The 21,500-nt window shown below is 46.6% G+C and carries 13 protein-coding genes and 2 pseudogenes; 9 read left to right on the top strand and 6 right to left on the bottom strand.

Annotated elements, in window-relative coordinates; genetic code table 11:
• Positions 1-25: 25 nt before the first annotated feature.
• The 4 genes from RIE73_RS26495 to RIE73_RS26480 form a co-directional block, all read right to left on the bottom strand.
• A complete protein-coding gene (locus tag RIE73_RS26495; RefSeq protein WP_446404021.1) occupies positions 26-1,450 on the bottom strand; it encodes a hypothetical protein in 1,425 nt (474 codons plus the stop codon).
• Positions 1,451-2,009: 559 nt separating this feature from the next.
• Complete coding sequence (locus RIE73_RS26490; RefSeq protein WP_446404020.1) at positions 2,010-2,381, bottom strand: DUF433 domain-containing protein; 372 nt, start codon at positions 2,379-2,381, stop codon at positions 2,010-2,012.
• Positions 2,382-2,406: 25 nt separating this feature from the next.
• Positions 2,407-2,802 carry a hypothetical protein gene (locus RIE73_RS26485; RefSeq protein WP_446404019.1) on the bottom strand — a complete coding sequence of 132 codons (396 nt, stop codon included), beginning with the start codon at positions 2,800-2,802 and terminating at the stop codon, positions 2,407-2,409.
• Between the two features lie 4 nt (positions 2,803-2,806).
• On the bottom strand, positions 2,807-6,535 hold the full coding sequence (locus tag RIE73_RS26480) for a CHAT domain-containing protein (RefSeq protein WP_446404018.1): 3,729 nt from the start codon (positions 6,533-6,535) through the stop codon (positions 2,807-2,809).
• A 941-nt stretch (positions 6,536-7,476) separates the two neighbouring features.
• Here RIE73_RS26480 and RIE73_RS26475 point away from each other — a divergent pair.
• Both RIE73_RS26475 and RIE73_RS26470 read left to right on the top strand, forming a co-directional pair.
• Positions 7,477-7,800, top strand: a complete 324-nt coding sequence (locus RIE73_RS26475; RefSeq protein WP_446404017.1) for a hypothetical protein — start codon at positions 7,477-7,479, stop codon at positions 7,798-7,800.
• Positions 7,797-8,192, top strand: coding sequence for an aspartyl protease (locus tag RIE73_RS26470; protein WP_446404016.1), 396 nt, complete (start codon positions 7,797-7,799; stop codon positions 8,190-8,192). Before RIE73_RS26475 ends, RIE73_RS26470 begins: the two co-directional genes overlap by 4 nt.
• A gap of 26 nt (positions 8,193-8,218) precedes the next feature.
• Here RIE73_RS26470 and RIE73_RS26465 read toward each other — a convergent pair whose 3' ends face one another.
• Positions 8,219-9,214 (bottom strand): diguanylate cyclase domain-containing protein, encoded by a 996-nt coding sequence (locus RIE73_RS26465; protein WP_446404029.1) that lies wholly within the window; start codon positions 9,212-9,214, stop codon positions 8,219-8,221.
• Positions 9,214-15,120, bottom strand: a complete 5,907-nt coding sequence (locus RIE73_RS26460) for a PAS domain S-box protein (protein ID WP_446404015.1) — start codon at positions 15,118-15,120, stop codon at positions 9,214-9,216. Before RIE73_RS26460 ends, RIE73_RS26465 begins: the two co-directional genes overlap by 1 nt.
• Positions 15,121-15,968: 848 nt before the next feature.
• Between RIE73_RS26460 and RIE73_RS26455 the strand changes: the two genes are divergently transcribed.
• The 7 genes and pseudogenes from RIE73_RS26455 to RIE73_RS26425 all read left to right on the top strand — a co-directional run.
• Positions 15,969-16,397 (top strand): acyl-CoA thioesterase, encoded by a 429-nt coding sequence (locus RIE73_RS26455; RefSeq protein ID WP_446404014.1) that lies wholly within the window; start codon positions 15,969-15,971, stop codon positions 16,395-16,397.
• 4 nt (positions 16,398-16,401) lie between these two features.
• Positions 16,402-17,187 carry an SGNH/GDSL hydrolase family protein gene (locus RIE73_RS26450; protein ID WP_446404013.1) on the top strand — a complete coding sequence of 262 codons (786 nt, stop codon included), beginning with the start codon at positions 16,402-16,404 and terminating at the stop codon, positions 17,185-17,187.
• A gap of 137 nt (positions 17,188-17,324) precedes the next feature.
• Positions 17,325-17,681: a hypothetical protein gene (locus RIE73_RS26445; protein WP_446404012.1), complete on the top strand. Its 357-nt coding sequence runs from the start codon at positions 17,325-17,327 to the stop codon at positions 17,679-17,681.
• 252 nt (positions 17,682-17,933) lie between these two features.
• Entirely contained in the window at positions 17,934-18,533 is a 600-nt protein-coding gene (locus tag RIE73_RS26440) for an REP-associated tyrosine transposase (RefSeq protein WP_446404011.1), read from the top strand.
• A 470-nt stretch (positions 18,534-19,003) separates the two neighbouring features.
• Entirely contained in the window at positions 19,004-20,320 is a 1,317-nt protein-coding gene (locus RIE73_RS26435) for a Glu/Leu/Phe/Val family dehydrogenase (protein WP_446404010.1), read from the top strand.
• Positions 20,321-20,458: 138 nt separating this feature from the next.
• Positions 20,459-20,563 (top strand): annotated as a pseudogene (locus RIE73_RS26430) (IS607 family transposase); the annotation flags it as partial.
• A 68-nt stretch (positions 20,564-20,631) separates the two neighbouring features.
• A pseudogene (locus tag RIE73_RS26425) lies at positions 20,632-21,500 on the top strand (hypothetical protein); the annotation flags it as partial.

The raw sequence follows: 21,500 nt of genomic DNA, 5'->3' as shown, positions 1-21,500 counted from the left end.
TGGCGCGTCTGGAGGACATAGGACGTTATTTGGATGGATGGCGAATCTGTCGAATAATTAAACCGATGGGGAGTGCGATCGCAAGGGCAATGATAATATGAATCAGGACGTTCAAACCATTGTAGGCGGTACATTTCACTACACCCGCACCGGGACAAATCGGTGTATCAGAGTTGGTTTGATTCTGGATAAAGGTTTGGATGGGTTGGGAATCGACTTGGGAGGATATCCCACTTACGGCTAATCCGGTTCCGACGACGGCTATCCACAGTTCTAGGTTTTGTAGCTTCTGGTCTAAAGTGCGATCGCGGTTTGCCTGATCTAAGTCTACGATACCTCGCACGGTTTCTAGCATTTGTCCGAATAATTCTTGTCCGGGTGAGAGATAATTGATATCGGTTTGGATTTGCTGTTTATCGCGTTGGCTATCTTTGAGGAATTCGTCCCAGAATGAGGGGATATCGCCAATTTGGGCAAGATTCCGTTTTTTGATGTCAAAGTTGGTGAGATTGGTTTCCATCGCCGTGTGGTGGGCGCGTAAGTCTCGCAAGCATCGGGCGTAGTCGAGGGCGATTTGGGGGATTTGGTTGAGGAGAGTTTTCAGAGTGTCGAGGCGGGTTTGGGGGTTGGTGGTGAGGTTGGGTAAGGTTTGAATTTGTTGTTCTAACTGGCTATAGAGGTGTCGCGCTTCGGGGTAGCGTTGGCGGGATTGGTGATAGATGTAGCGGAGTTTGTGATAGGAACAAAGGAGTTGGAGGAGTTCATCGTAGGCTTTTCCCAGGAGTTCAACAGTGGGAGATTGGCTGGTGTTGAATGAGATGAGGATGTGACATTGGCTGGCGGGGTTATCGGGTTGGTTGGGTTCCGTGGCGAGGTAGTCGAAGAGAAGACTTCCGAAGAGGCTGTCTTGATGCTGGAGGCTGGGGTTGAGGGGAGTGTTGGCGAGGAGGGCGGTGGCGCATTTTTCAGCAAGGCTGGCGCAGTCGGTTTGGGTGTCTACTTCGGCGTATAACCACAGGGTTTGTCCGAGGGAGGCTTGGATGCGGTGAGGGAGGAGAGATTGGGGAAAGAAGTGTTGGAGTTGGGGGATGGTGATGTCGAGGTGGGGAGAATCGGGGGTGAGAGTGAGATCAATGGCGTAGGTGTCATTGAGGCGAAAGGGTTGCAGATTGGCGGTGATTTTGAAGCCATCGGCGGTGGAGATAGCGCCTAAATCGATATCTTGGGCGTGGGTAAGCCAGTGGGTGTGTTTTCCGGGTTCGTTTTGGGGCGTGTATTCGGTGTTGGTGTAGCAAATGAGGTGAGATTTCAGGGTATTGAGTCCAGGGAAATGTCCCAGATTAGTCAGATTATCCCATAACTTAGCCGCATCATCCGCCACGCGATCGGGGGCGTCGGTGAGGGTTTGACGCAGGTGGAAGGCGTAGAGGGTGAGGCTGAGGTTTTTCATTTATTGGTTATGGGTCAAAACACTGATTTCACGGATTTATTGGAGAGATAGGGTTAGGGAGGTGAGAGTTTATTGACACTGATTTCACCGAAAAGTTAGTTCTCTCATCAACAGATGATAATTAGGATTTTAAGGTGTCATTGGTTATTGGTCATTTGTCATTTGTCCTTTGTTGATGGAAATGCCCGACATTTTCATTAGCCTATAATACAGAATACCCGTAGGGGCGCACCGACGTGCGCCCAATTTCAACCGACGTGCGCCCAATTTCACGGTCAAATCTGTTCCACAATTCTAGTTGGGTCACGGCATCATCGTGCGTTACGCTTCGCTAACACAACTTGACCACTATAAATAGTAATACGGAGTCAATTTTGATTGGTTATTTGTCATCGGATTTCGGTGCAATATTTAATTAACGCTATACCCGATCAATGGACACAAGATACGATTTAATCGGCGCACGTCTGTGCATTTAATGGGCGCAGGTCCTTGCGCCCCTACCCTCTTGAATATCAATTACAATGTATACAATTTTTCCACACAACATTCTCGATAATCATTTATTATTCACTTCTCGCTGCATTCTCCGTTCAATTAGCTTGAGTCGAACTGCTTCATATCCAGAACGGGGAGGCGCTGCGGCAATTTTAGCCAATCGTTCGCGGTTGCGTTCTTGCCAATAGTCTCGAATCTCTTGTGCTGTTTGTAAAACCTCCTGATACTCGGCTTCTACCTCAGCTTGATGGGCTTCAATATAGGCAAGAACTCCGTTCATTTGTTCATCAGTTAAGTTAAAACTATCGCGAATGTATTTGTGTGGATAGTCGGCTTTGAGATAATCCATCACATCATAGAGCGTGATTCGAGTACCCGCGATCGCTAATCCTCGTTCAGTATGGATAATGTATTTGTTAACCGCGTTTGTCATTGCCTGTTTCCTCCCTTCCTATCGCTTAAGTTAAACCTTGATTATTGGGTGGGTTTGTCTGGGGTGTGGATGGGGGTGAATGTCTGATAATACTATTAATAATCATGTCCTTCGCCGCTAGGCTGGGTTGATTCGCTGGCGTGGGAGATTTGCTTCCCCCAGCACCAATGGTTACTTGAAAATCTCGAACGTCCTCATCCGTGATGGCTTCTCGCTGTTCCTCGTATCTCTGGAAGAGTTCCTGGCGGGAGGCGGATGCTTTTAACCAGTTTTCCAGTTGATCCGAGATATTCTCAATATCATCATTAGGAAGTTGATTGCTGAGTTGCCTTAAGTTCTCCCAGTCTGGCGGGGTGAGTAAGTTGGCGTTCGTTTCGATAACTTTAATAAAGCTAATAATACTGTTTTCGTAGACAGACATGATGTTATACTCCTTTGCCAATTAGACAAAATGCTGCCCAATAATAGGGATTGTTAAAGGGTTGGGCAGTTTCCCCTTGTTCGGTTTCTCGTTTCTGGAAATACTTCTTTAATTCTATCTGCCAGGTGGTACTGAAGGGGGAATTGGCAAGCCAGTCTTGAAAACCTTTGACGGTGGTGTCTCGTAACCAACATTGGGCAGTCTTCAGGGCGAGGGCGAGGTTCTCTTGGTGCTGGAGTTCTTGGTAGAATTTGACGATGAGGAGGGCGGTAGCAAAGGCGCTGACTGTCCACAGGCTACTAAAAACATTGGTACTCCCGGCTAGGAGGAATCCGTAGGGTAAGCTGATATATTCATCGCTGCGTTTGATTTCCGATATGCCTGTTTCGCAGGCGGAAAGGGTGACGAGGCGACAGTTGCTGAGGCGGAAATGGGCGATGATGTCTTCTAGGGTGAGGTTAGCATCGGCTAATTCTAAGCCGGAATCTAGGGGAGAACGGAAATTAAAATAGCCGTGACAGAAGAATAGCAGACAGTTGGCAGCCTCGATAGTTTCCCTAGATGAGAGGAGGGCGGATTTGCTGGCTTTGTCTTTTTTGAGGCTATCAACGGGGGAAAATTGGGTTTTGATGGCAGATACTGCGCCTAAGTCTTTTTCGTATAAGTCTGATGTGGGGGTTTGAATAGCAAAGAGCCGCTGGAAGTCGGGGCGTTTTTGCTGTTGGAGTTGGTGCAGGAGTTGGCAACTGGGCAGATAACGGATACCGTCAGGGAAACGGGGGAATAGGTTTAAGGCGTGGAGGGGGAATAGATGGAGATAGAGATGAGGAATTAGGATTAATTGGGTGCAGGTTTCGGGGATGTGGGTGAGGAGATCGTTAATATGGAGTATTTCGGCTAGTTGGTTGAGGCGTGAGGGGAGTGAGGTTTGCCAGTCTTGTTTGAGTTGTTCTGCTTCGGTGTCGGTTTCGGCGAGTCTGGGGGCGTCGTAGGCTTGGAGATAGTCTTTAGCCCAGGTTTCCAGGTTGGCTAAGTCTTCGGCGGTGGATGTCCAGATGGAGGGGAAACCTCTCTCCAAACCTCTCTCCTGCGAGGAGAGAGGCTTTGAGGCTCCCCCTTCCCTCGCAGGGAAGGGGGCTGGGGGGTTAGGTTTTTCCAATTCGCCAGCAGTATCTTGCAAGGAAGGGGGCTGGGGGGTTAGGTCATTAATAATCACAGCGCGGAAGCAATCATTGAAAATATACCATTCAATAATTGCCGTATTTTTATCAATCAGTTTAGAGAGTTGGTCAAACTTGAGGGGTTTATAAGGATAGAGTTCGTTATAGCGCTGGCGCAGTTGGTTGATATGGCTGTAGTCTATCTCTTCTACAGTTATCGATTTTTCCGATAACTTTTGTTCCCTAGCCGCCTGTAACTGATTCAACCGTCGCTGTTCATTCCAAATCTCCTCCTGTAACTGTTGCAATTCCGCTTGTCTCTGAGTAGAAATCTGTCCGTCAGGGTAAAGACTGCGGCTAGTGAGATTATCGATGAGGTTACGGGTTTTGCTGCGTTCGATGTATTCCCAGGCTTGGATATTGTCTGCTAATTCTAGACAGACTTCCATCATATTGCGATAGAGTTTATTCCATTCTTCGGCGAGTTTCTGTTTATCGGCATCATTAGCCGTACCCAAACTAATTTCTACTCTCTGGAATTCAACGGTATCAATCGCTGCGGCAAAGGCATGATAGGCATTGTCCAATTGTTGGGCGTCTCGGTAAACCAATCCTAGGTTAAATTGAGTTTCAGCATGGTTTTGGGGAAAAGCCTCACGGGTGTAAACTTCCAGGGCGGCTTGATAGGATGCGATCGCACTTTCGATATTCTCTGCCCTCTTTCCCCAGATTCGATTGCGGTAGGCTTCTGCCAAATTATTTTGCATCATTGCCCAATTGTGGGGAAAAGCCTCACGAGTGTGGACTTCTAGAGCGGCTTGATAAGAAGCGATGGCTATTTCTATATTCTCTGTCCTTTCTCCCCAGATTCGCTTCAAATAGGAATTCCCCAGATTATTTTGCGTGGTTGCCCATTGGCTGGGAAATGCCTCACGGGTGTAGACCTCCAGGGCGGCTTGATAGGAGGCGATCGCGCTTTCTATATTTTCTGTTGTTTCTCCCCGAATTCGGTTAGAGTAGGCAATCCCTAAATTATTTTGCGTCATTGCCCATTGGCTGGGAAATGCCTCACGGGTGTAGACTCCCAGAGCAGCTTGATAGGAGGCGATCGCACGTTCGATATTTTCTGCCTTTTCTCCCCGAATTCGGTCAGAGTAGGCAAGACCCAGATTATTTTGCGTCATTGCCCAATCGCTGGAAAAGGCTTCACGAGTGTGAACTTGTAGGGCGGCTTGATAGGAAGCGATGGCTATTTCTATATTTTCTGCCCTCTCTCCCCGAATGCGGTTTTTGTAGGTATTCCCCAGATTATTTTGTGTCTCTGCCCAATCTTTGGGAAAATCTTTACGAGTGCGGACTTCTAGGGCGGCTTGATAAGAGGCGATTGCTATTTCTATATTCTCTGCTGCTTCTCCCCCTATTTTGTCAGAGTAGGCAATCCCCAAATTATTTTGCGTCATTGCCCATTGACGGGGAAAATCCTTACGAGTGCGGACTTCTAGGGCAGCTTGATAAGAGGTGATCGCTATTTCTATATTCTCTGCCTTATCTCCCCGGATTCGGTCTTTGTAGGCATTCCCCAGATTATTTTGTATCTCTGCCCAATCTGTGGGAAACGCCTCATAGGTGTAAACTTCCAGGGCGGCTTGATAAGATGCGATCGCACGTTCGATATTTTCTGCTGCTTCTCCTCTAATTCGTTTACAGTAGGCAGCACCCAGATTATTTTGCGTATCCGCCCAATAGTTGGGAAAAGCCTCAAGGGTATAGACTTCCAAAGCAGCTTGATAAGATGCGATGGCACGTTCGATATTTTCTGCTGCTTCTCCTCTGATTCGTTTCCAGTAGGCATTCCCCAGATTATTTTGCGTCATTGCCCAATCACTAGGAAACGCTTTACGGGTGCGAACTTTTAGGGCGGCTTGATAGGAGGCAATGGCACGTTCGATATTTTCTGCCCCTTTTCCCCGGATTCGATCACGGTAGGCATTCCCCAGATTATTTTGAAGGATTGCCCAAGTTTCAGAGTCATTATCACAAGTAAAGGTAGTCAGTGCCATTTCATAGCCCGCAATCGCGATTTCCAGATTGTTTGCCTGACTCCCTAAAGGAAACTCCACAATAAGGTTACTGAATTCACCAAGAACTTGACCTTGTTCAGCTTCTACTTCTGTCAGAGTTGCCATCCCCCAGTTCCACAATACCCTGGTAAAGTTCTCATTCAGGAGATGCAGGTTGTCCTTGAGTAGGGGATAGACAACTTGCGGATTACCTCTACTATCTAAAGTTGCCTGTAATACTTCAAGCAAAAAGTCGAGTTGGGCTTCAGGAGTAGCAGTTGAGGCGGATAATCCCAAGAATTCCCCTAACTGATTGGCAAGCCCGACTAAAAACTGGGCGGCATTTTCATCGCCCTCCTCTGCTAACGCTTCCGCCTTCTGTGTCATGGTTTCCACTAACCCGGCATCAACGAACTCGGCGTTATCCTGTAAAGTCTGCCCTTCCTCACCACTGGGACAGGTTAATAGGGTATTAATCAGGGTTAGATAGGCTTGTAGGCGTTGTTCATCCATGGGGCAATTGAGGCAGGAGATGCTAACTATGGTATAGCAAAAGACAGAGGGAGTGATGGGGTGATGGAGGAGTTAACTCAAAAAGCTTCCTGTTAACAGCAGCAGCCTTGGGTTTAAACCCAAGGCTGAAAGCTCAAGTCAGCTAAAGCTGACTGGATATAGCAGTCGCCAGGGTAATTAGGGCATCAACTAAACTCCGTTAATTGTTTCGATGCAGACAGACGTGTCTAACTCTTGGGATTATTTCTATAAGAATCCGAGTCGTCTTTAGACGACTTGCGCTTTGAGCCAAGAACTTGAGTTCTTGGCGGGAGAATGGTGAGATTGCTCTGTTAAGCCTCGCTGACGACGCTTTGAGACTCAACCCCGACTCAGGACAACAGACATAGATTCAATCAAGCTATACATGGTGCGTTACATTTCATTAACCCACCCGACAAAATCTGCGATCACGCTGTTGGGGTTGTTTCTATAAGAATCCGAGTCGTCTTTAGACGACTTGCGCTTTGAGCCAAGAACTTGAGTTCTTGGCGGGGGAATGGTGAGATTGCTCTGTTAAGCCTCGCTGACGACGCTTTGAGACTCAACCCCGACTCAGAACGACAGACATAGATTCAATCAACCTATACATGGTGCGTTACATTTCATTAACCCACCCGACAAAATCTGCGATCGCACTTTTGGATCATGCTGTGTGGATTTCTCATGCTGTTGGAATTGAGGTGCAATTTTATGATGATGGCGAGCATCCTTGTAGGGTGAGCATCTTGCTCGCTACTCATACCCAATTTAAATGTATGACAGCTTATGGAGTGGCATTTAAAACAGAGTGGGGACACTTTTATTAACAGGCGATCGCACGGCATCCCCCTAGATTTCCTGGGGCAGATTTAGCTACAATACCATTACCACAATCCCTAATGTAACATTCTCTTATCAACATGACATCCTTACCACAGAAGCGCCAAGCAAAACGGGGACGGATATTCCCAGAATATACCATCCCACCAGAAGAATTAGCCAGACGCAGAGCGAAACGCATTGAATTGGGCAAGCGTTGCCGAGTTATTTTTGAACGACTTCGCCCGGAATTGATTGAACAATACTACAATTGGTTTATTGCCATAGAACCCGATAGTGGCGACTATTTAATTGACCCAAAACTAGAAGGAGTGCTTCAAAAACTACGAGATCGCTATGCTAGCACCGACAGCAAACTAACAATATTTCGACTTAATGAAACAGGCACCTGTGGTCGGATATGATTGTCGGCAGATTCGGCGAAACAGGCGAGTTATTTTTTGACATAGAACTGATTGCAGCAAACGACGATTGCTTTGCCGTTGAAGCACTTCTAGATACAGGTTTTACGACAGGTTGGCTGGCAATTAACTCTCAAGATATAGACGCTTTAGAGTGGTCTTTGATCTCATCTGAAATTGAGATGAAAACGGCGCGAGGAGAGGAGCTTTTTGATATCTATGAAGGGAAAGTAATTATTGATCGCCAAGAGTTTACCATTCCCGTTCACGTTGGAGAAGGACTACCTGATATTTTAATCGGTTCCCAGTGGTTAGATAGTATGGAACTAATCGTAAAGAAACGAAAGGGTATTTTGATATTAGAAGTTCTGGAAAACGAATTTAATATGATATAAGACATAAGACATAAGACGAATAACAATCAAACCTCAACCAAATTCCCCACCACGCGATCGCGCCCTTCTACCTTAGCTTTATACAGCGCTTGATCTGCCTCAGCAATAAGCCGCTCCGGAGTCGTTTTTGGCGGCGGAATCACGCCAGCTACGCCAAAACTTAAGGTGACAAACTTACTCACCCCAGACCCCTCATGCACAATCGCCCGTGACTTCACTTTCGAGCGAATCAATTCAGCCACCTGCATGGCACCTCTGAGGGATGTATTCGGTAAAATCACCACAAATTCCTCACCCCCATATCGAGCCACTACATCCGCTGGACGCTTCACCGCTCTACGCAAAATACCCGCCACTTGTTTCAAGCACTCATCTCCCGCTTGATGTCCATAGGTATCGTTATATGCCTTAAAAAAATCAATATCACACAAAATCAACGACAGAGGCGATTTTTCCCGCGCCAATCGTTTCCATTCCTGCTGCAACGCCTGATCAAAGGCTCGACGATTAGCAATCTGGGTCAATCCATCCAAATCCACCAACCGCTGCAACTCCTGATTCATTTCCTCTAACTTCGCCTTCAACACCCGTTCTTGCTCAATTTTGTGGTGTAACTCCGCCATCACCCAATGCGTATGTAGTAACCGCCGCACTCGTTGCCGCAGTACCGCCCAATGAATCGGTTTAGTGATATAATCCGTAGCGCCCGCTTCAAACGCTCGGTCTACGGATTCCTGATTATTCAGTCCCGTAATCATCAAGATCGGGGGACAATCCTGACCAAATCGCTCCTGTAACTGAGCGCAACAGGTAAACCCATCCATCACCGGCATCATCGCATCCAACAAAATAATATCCGGTAACTGATCGATGCAAAATGCCAGACATTGATGCCCATCCCCCACTTCTGACACCTGATACCCCTCCTGTTCCATCGCCCGACGCAACACTAGGCGTAGGGTTTTCTCGTCATCCACAATCAAAATTAGGGGCGGTTCTCGGTGAAAGTCAGGCTCATTCATCATGGTTTCCTCGGATGCTCTTGTTGCAACGCGGCGATCACTCGCTCATACTCTGCATCAAATTGGGAAATCACAGTTGCAGCACGCTCTAGGTTTCCCATTTCCCCTAGGGCTTCTATCTGTGCACACAGTTGCGCCAAACCCGTTGCACCCACCGTCAAACTCGATGATTTCAGCGCATGGGCGGATTGCTGTAACCCTTTCCCATCATCATGAGCGATCGCCCGATGAATTCCTTGTACCCTAGGGGGAGAGTCTTCTAAATAACTGTCAATCACTTCCGCGATTAACCCCTCAAAATCGTCGCCGGCTATTTCCCTTAAATCTTGCAGCACTTGACGATCCAAAGCGGGGGTAGTGCTGGTGTCTGAGGTTGTTTCTGCCACAACTGAGTCCTCATCTGAATTATCGCTGATGCTATCTCTACCATCTTGCTCCAACACTTGGGAATACCGATTCAAGGCTTGCACCAAGGCTTCTGGTCGAATCGGTTTACTGATATAATCATTCATGCCCACTTGCAGACATTGTTCGCGATCGCCCTGCATGGCATGAGCCGTCATTGCAATAATCCAGGGCTGGTACGCCGAAGCCCCATTTGCCCGGATGCGGCGAGTTGCCTCTAATCCATCCATTTCCGGCATCTGCACATCCATGAATACAACCTGATAGGACTGACGACGCAGGGCTGCCAACGCCTCTTGTCCATTGTTCGCCACATCTGCCCGATATCCCAAGCGCTGCAACATCTGACGCGCTACTTTTTGGTTAACCGCCACATCTTCAACCAGCAGAATCCGTAACGGCAGTTTCTGGGCAAACTCAGCCTCCAAGGTTCCCGATAAGCGATCGCCCGGACGCACTGAGATCCGTCTCCGTCCTAAAATGGCGATAAACACATTATAAAGCTGGGACTGTTTAATCGGCTTAGTCAGAAACGCGGCAAAGTTGGCAGTTTCCTCAGCCGTTTTGGGGGTTTGTCGCCCCACAGAACTGAGCATGACTAGGGGAAGCTGTTGCCGATGCGGCAATGCTTCAATGTTTAAGGCTAACGTCACCCCATCCATCTCTGGCATTTGCCAATCCAACACCGCCAAATCAAAGGGTTCGGCGTCAGCTAACCGCTTCAGCGCCTGTTCTCCCGATGCTGCCGTGATCACCTCCATCCCCCACGACTGCGCCTGTAGCCTAATAATTTGGCGATTGGTGGCATTATCATCCACCACCAATACCCGTTTTCCCCGTAACTCCGGTGGAGAGGAATCCAACTCCGTTGTCACCGAATTGGGATCGGATTGCACCACAATCGTGAAATAAAACGTCGAACCTTTCCCTACCTCACTCTCCGCCCACAAGCGCCCCCCCATCCGTTCACTTAAGCGCTTACTAATCGCTAACCCCAAACCGGTGCCACCATAATTGCGCGTCATCGACGCATCCACCTGAGAGAAGGGTTTAAACAACCGATTCATGCGATCGCGCTGAATCCCGATTCCCGTATCTCGTACCCTAAATTCCAGTTCATAGGTGTCCCCAGACAATAACCGACTCACCACCGATACCACCACTTCCCCGGCTTCGGTAAACTTCACCGCATTACTGAGCAAATTCACCAAAATCTGTCGCAGGCGGGTAATATCACCCACAACCGTGGTTGGAGTTTGGGGTTCAATTAAATAAGCCAGTTCCAATCCCTTCGCCGCCGCTTGAGAGGCGACTAAATCTAAGGCTTCCTCCACACAAACATGCACATCAAAGGCATGTTCCTCCAATTCCAATTTACCGGATTCGATTTTGGAGAAATCCAGAATATCATTAATAATCGTCAGCAACGCATCCCCACTACTACTAATCGTATTGGCAAAATCGCGCTGCTGCGGCGTCAATTCCGTCTCCAATAACAACCCCGCCATGCCAATCACCGCATTCATCGGCGTGCGGATTTCATGGCTCATCATCGCCAGAAACTCACTTTTGGCGCGATTGGCGACTTCGGCTTCCCGTTTAGTTTTATGCAGGGCGAGGTTCTTCAACGTCAATTCTTCCCGCCGTTGCTGTTCCTGTTCCAACAGATGCGCTTGCGCTAATGCAATTCCCACCTGCGCCGCCACTGCTTCTAAGAGTTCAATCTCATCCTCACTCCATTCCCGGAAGCGATCGCATTGATGTAAGCAAATAATCCCATTCGTCTGTTCCTGATAGGATGTCCGTACCGAAAGCATGGATTTCAACCCAATCTGACGGCAAAATTCCGCCGTTCCCTGTAATAGCGGATCACGATAGACATTCTCTGAACTCACCGCTTGATCTTGCGCTAACACGGCTTGGGTGTGAAACTTGTCCAAGATCGGCATCATTTGCTGTTGCATCGACTCATACCCTGGCTCTAAATACTCCGCCACCAAGGGAATTTGAGGACTCGGCTTAGTCAAATAGGTATGAATCAGACACCGATTCACGCCAAACACCTGTCCTACTCGTGTCGCCGCCGTCTGAAAAATATGCTGAGAGTCTAAGCTTTGCCGAATTTCTTGGGTAATCTGTTTGAGCAGCAACATCCGCTGCAATTGCTGTTCTAAGGCGGTTTTCCCGCGTTGTCGTTCAATTTCATGACCCACCCACTGCGCCATCAATTTCAGCAGTTGCACAGACGCTGAGGGGGTTTTGGACGTAAGGCTGGCGGAATGTTCATGGACGCTTAAAAAACACAGCGCTCCATATACGTTTCCCCCAACCTTGACACTGGAACCCAGATAGGATTTAATCCCAAAGGTTAAACAAGCGGGATGATTTGCCCACTCTGTATCCTCCGCCGATTCAAAGGCGATCGGTTCCCGGGCGTGCATGGTTTCGTGGCAAATCGTCTGTCCTAATTCAAACGTATCCCCCGCCTGCACCTGTCGCGGCGACTTGGGTGGAACTTGAGCCGCGATCACCCGACAGCGCCCTTGTTCAATCCGAGACACAATCCCCACCTGATGACCAAAATAGCGTCGTCCTAAGGCTAAGAGTCCTTGCAGCCGTTGCTCAAACGTGAGTTTAGGGGCGGCGGCGACGCGATATAAACTCCGAATCGCGGCTTCGTCTTGGCGCTGTTGTTGTTCAATTTGTTTGCGATCGGTAATATTCCGGACAATGCCAATGATCTGATTCTCTAAACAGGGAACCAGTCTGGCTTCATAGTTTTGCTCCCCTGTCTCTAAGCATAAGGAATAGTCCAAACTCACTGGGGATTGGCTTTGAGTCACCTGGGCGATCGCTTGATGAATTTTATCACTTACATTCTCTGGTAGGACATTGTGGAGCGGTTGTCCCAAAAACTGGTCTGGCTCAACGTATAATTCACTCTGATTGCTGGCTTTATAGTCGAGAATCGTGCCATCTTGACTCAAGCGAAAATATAAATCCGGAAGGGCGTTAAAAATCGCTTGCAGTTCTGAGTTTTTCTCCGATAAGGCGGCTTCGGCTTGTTTGCGATGAGTAATGTCACCAAAAGTAACCGCAAATCCGTCTCCTAATTTGACGGCGGCGATTTGAAACCACCCTTGAATCCCGTCGTGATGGTAATGAAATTCCTGCTCAATCGGAATCCCCGTTTCAGTCACCTGAACATACAAATCAAAGAGTCCATCTTGGCGATTTCCTGGCATTTCCATGAGTAAATACTGACCCATGAGTTGCTCACGGGTTCGTCCCACCATGCGTTCCGCCGCCGGATTAACCAGCAACCATTTAAAATCAGTAATGTTTCCTTGGCGATCGCGCACCGCCTCAAATGCCATGACTCCATCTAAGGAACTATTTAAGACCCCCGATAGCAGGGATTGGGAATATTCGAGTGCCGCTTGACTTTCTTTCACATCTGTGATATCGATACAGGAACCGATATATCCCAGAAACCCCCGATTCGTGTCAAATCGCGGCACACCTGTATCCAAAATCCACCGATATTCCCCATCAGCGCGTCGCAGTCGGTACTCCATGCGAAACCTTTGGCGCTGGCGAAAGCAATGACGATAGGTTTGTAGAAAATCCGGCTTGTCCTCTGGATGTACCGCCTCTAGCCACCCCTCCCCCAGTTCATCCTCTAAACGGCGTTCGGTAAACTCTAACCACGAGCGGTTGAAAAACGTACAGCGTCCATCGGTTCCAGCCACCCAAAGCAGTACAGGCGCACTATCTGCCATGGTGCGGAAACGGGCTTCACTTTCCCGTAAAGCGGCTTCGGCTTGCTTGCGTTCGGTGACATCGTGAGCCACACAATAAATTAACCCGTCTTCGACTAAGGCTGTCGCATTCCACAACAGCCAGCGATAGGAACCATCGCGACAGCGATAGCGATTTTCAAAGGCGATGGAGTCTTTCCCAGTTGTCAGTTGTTCCGCTTCCGCCAGAGTAGCAGCATGATCATCGGGATGAACTAAGTCGAGATAGGGTTGGGTTAAGAGTTCAGCTTCTGTCCACCCCAAGGTTTTTTCCCAAGCGGGATTCAGGCGTCTAAAATAGCCATCAAACCCCGCAATACAGAGCATATCAACGGACAGAGCAAAGAAGCGATCGCGCTCTTGTTCGGCTTGCAGACGTTCACTAATATCGGTTTGAATGCCAATATAGTGGGTGAGTTTACCGTTGTGATCGCGGATGGGGGAAACGGATAGTTCATTCCAGAAGCGAGTCCCATCTTTGCTAACGTTTTGCAGGATAACGTGACAGTCTTGTTCGTTTTGTAGCGCCGTTTTCAGTTTATCTAAACCCGGTTGCTGATGATGATCGCCTTGTAAGAAGCGACAGTTTTTACCTAATACCTCTGACGCGGAATAACCCGTAATCCGCTCAAAGCCGGGATTGACGAATATAATTGGATTATCGGGTAAATTGGGGTCAGTAATCAGGATACCATTACTACTCGCCGCGATCGCCCGTTCTAAGAGTTGTAACCGTCGTTCTGTCTGCTTAGATTCGGTAATATCACGGGTGACTTTCGCAAACCCTCGTAACTGTCCCGTTTCATCCCGTAGCGCGGTAATAATGGTGGTACACCAAAACTGGGAACCATCCCGCCGCACCCGCCATCCTTCATCCTCAAATCGACCCATTTCGACGGCAATTTGTAAAGATTGTTGAGGTTTACCCTGGTCTTGGTCGGCTTTGGGGAAAAAACACTGATAGGATTGACCAATAATCTCTGAGGCGGTATACCCTTTCAACCGTTGAGCGCCTGCATTCCAGCTCACAATTTTACCTTCGGTATCGAGGAGGTAAATCGCATAGTCCTTAATCCCGCCAATCAGCAGATTTAACCGTTCCTCACTGGCTTGCAGGGCGAGTTCAGTTTGTTGGCGATCGCTACTATCGCGAATCAGCCAGAGAATCCCGATCACGTTTTCTTGCCTATCTTTAACCACGCTAGTGAGGGTTTCACTGCTAAAACTATCTCCGCTTTGGCGTTGATAAGTGATGAATTTAGACCGATTAAAATCCGCCGCCTCTGGATTCAGACTCTGGGGATTAAACTCCAGGGGATTCGCATACAACTGCGATAAGGGTTGTCCGATGAGGGCTTCGGCGTCGTAACCAAAAAGCTGACTAAAGGCTGAGTTAACTTTAACAATATCACCGTCGGTATCCGTCACAATAACTGCCTGGGGAATCGCTTGAAACAGCATAGCGAAGTCGGTTGATATCGTTTCAGTCAAAGGTTCTGAAGAATGGGCGCGATCGGTATTCTTGCCGTTAGCTTGAGTTTGCCTTAAGTAGATTAAACCTGTCACCAGTAACCCGATGACGGCGAAAACACTACCATAGATTAGCACTAAGCGAATTGGGCTAGAACTCAACAGCCCATCAGCTAAATTACACCAATGAATCAACTCATCGATTAACAGTCGATTGAAAAAGGGAATCATACAAACTCTACCGAATGGATAAAATTAGGCTGATTTCAGCCAGCGATAAAGACACTAAATATAAGGATTAAAGGGAACACACAGGGGGGCAAGGAAAGCCAACGAGTCAAACCAGTAAACCAAGTCATGACTAAAGACGTTTGACGTTTAACGTCCAAGGTAACGGTACTAGGGTAATGCCGTGACCCTGTTCCTTCCCATATCCCAGAGTCAACGTTATGATTGTTTGGAGACTTGAGAAACATCCCTGTTGCTAAAACAGTTCGGTGATATATGCCATGCATAGAATAGAGTTAACCACTTAACCAGTGTATCTACCTAAAACTAGACTGCAAGCATCTGGGCTGGTTTTCCTGGTTTGTGGGGCTAAATTGCAAAAAAAATTCAAGAAAATTTACGTATTGATTAGGAATTTAATAAACGTTACTACAGCATTAAATGACGAAAAGGTCAAATCTTTTGTAGTTGTCCCTGAGTAATTGACCACTCAATCAAACACCAAATATCCAGAGTAGCTAGCCATCTCTTGGTTGTACCTAATTTGACTGAAAGCGATTAGCAATGATCTAGACATTCCGATATTTTGCCGCTACCCCTAGAAGAGATGCGTCTGTTAGTGATGTCTCCAGGTTAATGGAAACGTGAGATAAAAAATAGCACCGCTTAATTTCTATAATACTATAATAAACGATCAAACACGCGATTGAAATAATCGGTAGCGCTAGGCAGGGTCAGAGTTTTCAGTATGCTATAGCCGTAGACACATCGATTAGGACGTTCCGAACTGTTCAGACGCGCCGTGGCGCGTCTCTACTCAACCCTGAGAATCCTTCCGACAGGTTAAGCCTATGCAAATCTATACCCGGCAATTGCGGGTGCGGCATTATGAAATTGATGTCCTCGGGCATGTTAACAATGCCGTGTACCAGAACTATCTCGAACAAGCCGCCGTGGAACACGCGCAAATTCTGGGCTATTCGTTAGCACAATGCCGAAAGCTGGGAGGTGTGTTTGTCATGCGTCGGATTGAAATCGACTATCTGCGTCCAGCGATGGCTGATGATACCCTAGAAATCACCACTTGGCTTGAGCAGATGAAAGGAACCCGGGCGATTAGACGCTATGAAATGCATCGAGTAGGAGACGTACAACCCCTAGTCATTGCCGAAGCCATTTGGGTATGGGTAGATTTAGTGGCAATGCGCCCACGGGGAATTCCTCAAGAGATTCTGACAAGTTTTGAGCCAATTCAATCGTCTAATAAAACTATTAGTTAAGGAATTGAACACCATTAAACTTAGACGCCGTTTAATTCGATTGACAGGTTTATTTTGTCTAGTCGCCTTAGTGGTATCGCTGGCTATTAACATCGTCCTATTCTCCCAAGCCAAATCCTACTATTTGCAACTGAATAAAACCAATCTCGATCCCTTGGGATTACAAACCTTTAGTAGCGATTCGTTACCCGATAGTTTACCCGATAACGCTTCAGCAACTATTGTCTTCTTTGGGGACTCGCGAGCCGCTATGTGGGTGGCTCCAGACAATATAAATAATGTTTATTTTGTTAATCGCGGCATTGGCAATCAAACATCTACGCAGGTATTGGGACGTTTTGAGCAACATATCTTACCCATAGAACCGGATATTCTTGTTGTGCAGGTTGGGATTAATGATTTGAAAACTATCCCGCTATTCCCTCAGCAGAAAGTGACGATTATCAGGACTTGTAAGACGAATATTCAAAAAATTGTCGCTCGTTCAGTTAACGAGGACATCACTGTTATTTTAACCACTATTTTTCCCATCGGTTCGGTTCCCCTAATTCGTCAACCTTTTTGGTCACCTGATGTCGCTTTAGCTGTTGAGGAGGTCAATGCTTACCTTGACTCGCTAAAAGCCAAAAATGTGTTAATTTTAGATGCCTATTCACTTCTGGTAGAGGATCAGCAAGTGAAACGCCAATATGTTTACGACACGTTACATATCAACAGTCGGGGGTATAAGGCGCTCAATCAGGAGTTGAAAAAAATGCTCTCGACTGGGTTAATAGACATTCATAAATAACAAGTAACAATTCAAGTCGGATAGGTGGCGATTATAAAAGTCGTATATCTATCCATGGGCAGAAGCAAAGGTTGTCGTTAGCAGGTATAATAAGTAGTTCGAGCAGATTTTTGTTTTCTTGCTAACAGGAGAGTGCAATGTTACAGTTTTTAATCAGTTTTCAGCAACGGATCGGCAAAATGCTTTGGGCTTTAAGTTTAATCACTTTAATAAGTCTAGGTGGTTTATTGATGGTGACGAACCAAGCAGCGTTAGCCGCGTCTGATACACCCTTAACGACTCCACCGAAAGCAGAGAAGACCGAATTAGGATTATCACAGCAAGAGAAAGAAGAAGCCTACGAAGAAGCCAAAGAAGTATTATCGAAAGACCCTAAAAAAGGTGTGCAGGAGCTTTACGAAGAGGAAGAGAAAAAGTATAAAGAAGCTCAGCCTGATACGAACATATTAGACAAAGCGAAAGATGTGGTTGAAGGACTCAAAAACAAAAATTAAACTCAACTGAATTTTTCCAGCCAAAAAATTCATCGGGCGACTATTCATAGTGTTTAGTCGCCCTGTTTTGTAGTTTGTAGTAAGGGCTTTAGCCTATCATCGCTCCAACGTAGGAGCTAACAGTTGTATAATTTAACTGTGCAAGGTTAGAGTTTGTTGTGAGGGATGCGAGCCTATCATCGCTCCAACGTAGAAGCTAACCTCAAAGTTATACCGGCGCTAAAGCGCAACTACAAGCGCAAGGACAAACTCATGTACAACTATCGCTATCTTACTCCCCTACAAAAAGCTGAAATCATTGAATACCGTAAACTTCAAGGCTTTCCTCCTCATTCTCCGCCCCATCCTTTTCAACATAAAACTTTCTACCTGCTAACGGCGGCTTGCTACGAACACAAACCCCGCATCAATAGTATCTCTCGCCGTCAGGAACTTTTAGACCAATTATTTAAGAATTTCCTAGATGCAGACATTGAAATCCTCGCCTGGGTCATTTTAACTAATCATTATCATGTATTAGTCAACACCGTTGAGTTTAAGCGGGTGAGTGGTATTTTGCGCCTGATTCATGGTAGACTGGCTCGTCAGTGGAATCTAGAAGATAAGTTAAGGGGAAAAGTTTGGTATTCTTACAGCGATCGCGCGATTCGTTCGCAACGTCATTATTATGCTACTTTAAACTATATCCACTACAATCCGGTGAAACATAATTATGTTGAATCTCCCTATGATTGGGACACAAGTAGTGTTCACTGGTATTTGCAGGAAAGGGGGCGAGAGTGGTTGAGACAGTGTTGGGTTGGATTTCCTGTTCAAGATTACGGGAAAGAGTGGGATAAGTTTAGTTTGTAGTTTGTAGTTTGTAGTAAGGGATGCGAGCCTATCATCGCTTCAACGTAGGAACTAACCTCAAAGTTATACCGGCGCTAAAGCGCAACTACAAGCGCAACTACAAGCATAATGTAAACTTTATGTTAAAAAAGTAACGAAAGCTACACGTTATTGGCAATTTAATCAAGTCTCGTGAAATAATCAGAGTAAGGACAAGTCGCACCCGTTTTAATCTTTCCCAGATCGCGGAGAGATTAAGCCGTTGTTTTGTTCATTGATAAGCGCGATCGCTCGCGTCTGTGATAAGTTTTGCTTAATTCTAACCCAAAATTACTCAACTGGCGCTGGAGTCTGGACATTAGGGACTTGAATCGCCAAGCTAGCTGTGCGGGTGATTGAGTTTCTGGGTTCAACCCCAATCCCAGGGGGCGATTTGTCTGGCGATGAAATTCGCTCTAATTTCAGTTCAATCTCTTATAAGGAACAATGGAATGTCTGATTCATTATTAGCGGATGCTGGCACCCGATTGCAAGCGGCGATGAAACATGTCTCGATTTCCGAAGATGCGATCGCCCGCTTGAAGCATCCTAAAATGAGCCTGAGTGTGTCTATCCCGGTGCGTATGGATGATGGCTCGTTAACCATGGTACAAGGATATCGAGTTCGATATGATGACACCAGGGGACCCGGAAAAGGCGGTGTACGCTATCATCCCAACGTGACTCTGGATGAAGTTCAATCCCTCGCCTTTTGGATGACGTTTAAATGTGCGGTATTAAATTTACCCTTTGGTGGTGCGAAGGGCGGAGTCACGGTTAATCCCAAAGCCTTATCCAAACTCGAACTCGAACGCCTCAGTCGCGGCTACATTGACGCGATCGCTGATTTTATTGGACCGGATGTGGATATTCTCGCCCCTGATGTTTACACCAATGCCATGATTATGGGGTGGATGATGGATCAATATAGTATCATCCGGCGTCAAATTAGTCCGGCTGTCGTTACTGGGAAACCCATCACCATGGGCGGAAGTGTAGGGCGCGACAGCGCGACGGCGACGGGGGCTTATTTTGTGATTGAAGCCATGGCGCCTAAATTGGATTTAATTCCCCAATATACGACAATCGCGATTCAGGGCTTTGGTAACGCCGGGGCGGTTTTGGCAGAATTGCTGGCGAAAGCGGGGTATAAAGTTGTCGCCATCAGTGATTCTCAAGGCGGAATTTATGCCAAAAAAGGCTTAGATATTCCCAGTATTCGTCGGTATAAAATGTCCAGTCAAAGCCTGCAAGCGGTTTACTGTCAAGATACGGTTTGTAATATTGTTGAACATGAACGGTTAACCAATGCCGAACTCTTAGCTTTAGATGTAGACATTCTGATTCCGGCGGCGTTGGAGAATCAAATTACCCAGGAGAATGTTAACGATGTCCGCGCCCGCTATATCTTTGAAGTCGCCAATGGTCCGATTACTTCAGAGGCGGATAAGGTTTTAGACAGCAAAGGAATTCTTGTCTTTCCCGATATTTTGGTTAATGCGGGAGGGGTGACGGTGAGTTATTTTGAATGGGTGCAGAACCGCAGTGGACTCTATTGGAAAGTGCCAAAAGTGAATGAAAATCTCAAGCAGAAAATGGTCGAAGAAAGTCAACACATCTGGTTAATTGCCAAAGAGTTAGCGGTTTCCCTGCGAACCGCCGCTTATGTTCATGCGTTAAACCGCTTAGGGGAAGCCCTAAGTGCCAAAGGAACCCGAGATTATTATGTCAATGGTCGCATTCCGGCGTTAAACTCATCCCCCAACTGAAGCATGCCCTCGAACGCAGTGAAGGGTTAACTAACAGTCGGTAAATATCTAGACAATTACTGACATAACTAGACATTTTCTCGGATATAATCAGGTAATGTCTAGTTTCCCCCCCAACAAGCAGCTACTCGACTTTTTGTGAAGGTCTTGCACGTTGCACCGATGGGAACTCAACGGCTGGCTTATGAGCTTCTCGGACGGCTGGTAGTCCGGAGTCGATATGATATTATTGACTTAATTGGTAAATATGGTTCTCGAAGTCATAAGCACAAAAAAATAGTGAGCGAACTGAGGGAGGTAGACAAAAAGCGATGACGACGATAACTTATTGCAAAGGCTTGCCAACTCCCGCCGATGAACTTAACCCCATCGGGTTCACCGAATTGGAGATGTTTTTGACGTCATTGTCCGATATATTTTATCAAGCAACAGTTGAAACCGTTAACCACTTATTAAACCAAGAAGTTAAATTTAATCAATCCAATTGGAATAGTCTTATGCAAGAGAAATACGGACTCAGTAAGCGTTATGCTAACGGAGTCATTGCATTAGCTAAAGGGAAAAAATCCTCAGCTGCATATTGTAGAAAGCGCCAGATAAAGCAATTAGAATCACGAGTTAAGTCAGGGAAAGATTGGGTAAACAGAGCCACGAAGAAAATTAAGTTAGCTCGGAAGTTCTATGGGAAAAAGAACTGGATAGCCTCCAAAAACGGCTGTAATTTTCCCTTGTCGTCAAACCTCGAAACTCGAAAAACTAACTGGTATCATTTGCGTCAAGGTCTGCATCATAAAAAGCGATATATCCACCGACTTCACAATCAAATTAAACATTTGAAATCGGCGAAAATTAGAGTGAAGGTATCCAGAGGGTCAGTATTTATTGTTGGCTCCAAGGATGAAAGTTATGGGAATCAAACTTGTCAATGGTCTGGGGATACTATCAAGTTGAGGGTTCCCGATTGTCTAGAAGCAAAATTTGGGAAATATGTCACATCAAAAATTGGCAGCTTCTCCAGAAATATTAATAGATTACCCAATAGCGGTGCGAAAACCTGGCACTTCTATAGAAAGGATAATCGCTGGGTTGTTGCTGTTCAATTTACGCCCGCCGCGGTGGAGAAAGTTAGTAGAGAAATTAAGTATGGTGCCCTGGGCATCGATCTAAATCCTAGTTCTAT

The sequence above is a fragment of the Coleofasciculus sp. C1-SOL-03 genome, from assembly GCF_040220555.1.
Classification (GTDB): Bacteria; Cyanobacteriota; Cyanobacteriia; order Cyanobacteriales; family Coleofasciculaceae; genus Coleofasciculus.
The sequence above is the reverse complement of the archived record's forward strand: the minus strand, read 5'-3'. Positions and strand labels throughout refer to the sequence as shown.

Coding starts and splice junctions, on each gene's coding strand:
- RIE73_RS26460 (WP_446404015.1), bottom strand. CDS start 15,120: ATGATTCCCTTTTTCAATCGACTGTTAATCGATGAGTTGATTCATTGG.
- RIE73_RS26470 (WP_446404016.1), top strand. CDS start 7,797: ATGATTGTCGGCAGATTCGGCGAAACAGGCGAGTTATTTTTTGACATA.
- RIE73_RS26465 (WP_446404029.1), bottom strand. CDS start 9,214: ATGAATGAGCCTGACTTTCACCGAGAACCGCCCCTAATTTTGATTGTG.
- RIE73_RS26435 (WP_446404010.1), top strand. CDS start 19,004: ATGTCTGATTCATTATTAGCGGATGCTGGCACCCGATTGCAAGCGGCG.
- RIE73_RS26495 (WP_446404021.1), bottom strand. CDS start 1,450: ATGAAAAACCTCAGCCTCACCCTCTACGCCTTCCACCTGCGTCAAACC.
- RIE73_RS26480 (WP_446404018.1), bottom strand. CDS start 6,535: ATGGATGAACAACGCCTACAAGCCTATCTAACCCTGATTAATACCCTA.
- RIE73_RS26490 (WP_446404020.1), bottom strand. CDS start 2,381: ATGACAAACGCGGTTAACAAATACATTATCCATACTGAACGAGGATTA.
- RIE73_RS26445 (WP_446404012.1), top strand. CDS start 17,325: ATGTTACAGTTTTTAATCAGTTTTCAGCAACGGATCGGCAAAATGCTT.
- RIE73_RS26475 (WP_446404017.1), top strand. CDS start 7,477: ATGACATCCTTACCACAGAAGCGCCAAGCAAAACGGGGACGGATATTC.
- RIE73_RS26440 (WP_446404011.1), top strand. CDS start 17,934: ATGTACAACTATCGCTATCTTACTCCCCTACAAAAAGCTGAAATCATT.
- RIE73_RS26485 (WP_446404019.1), bottom strand. CDS start 2,802: ATGTCTGTCTACGAAAACAGTATTATTAGCTTTATTAAAGTTATCGAA.
- RIE73_RS26455 (WP_446404014.1), top strand. CDS start 15,969: ATGCAAATCTATACCCGGCAATTGCGGGTGCGGCATTATGAAATTGAT.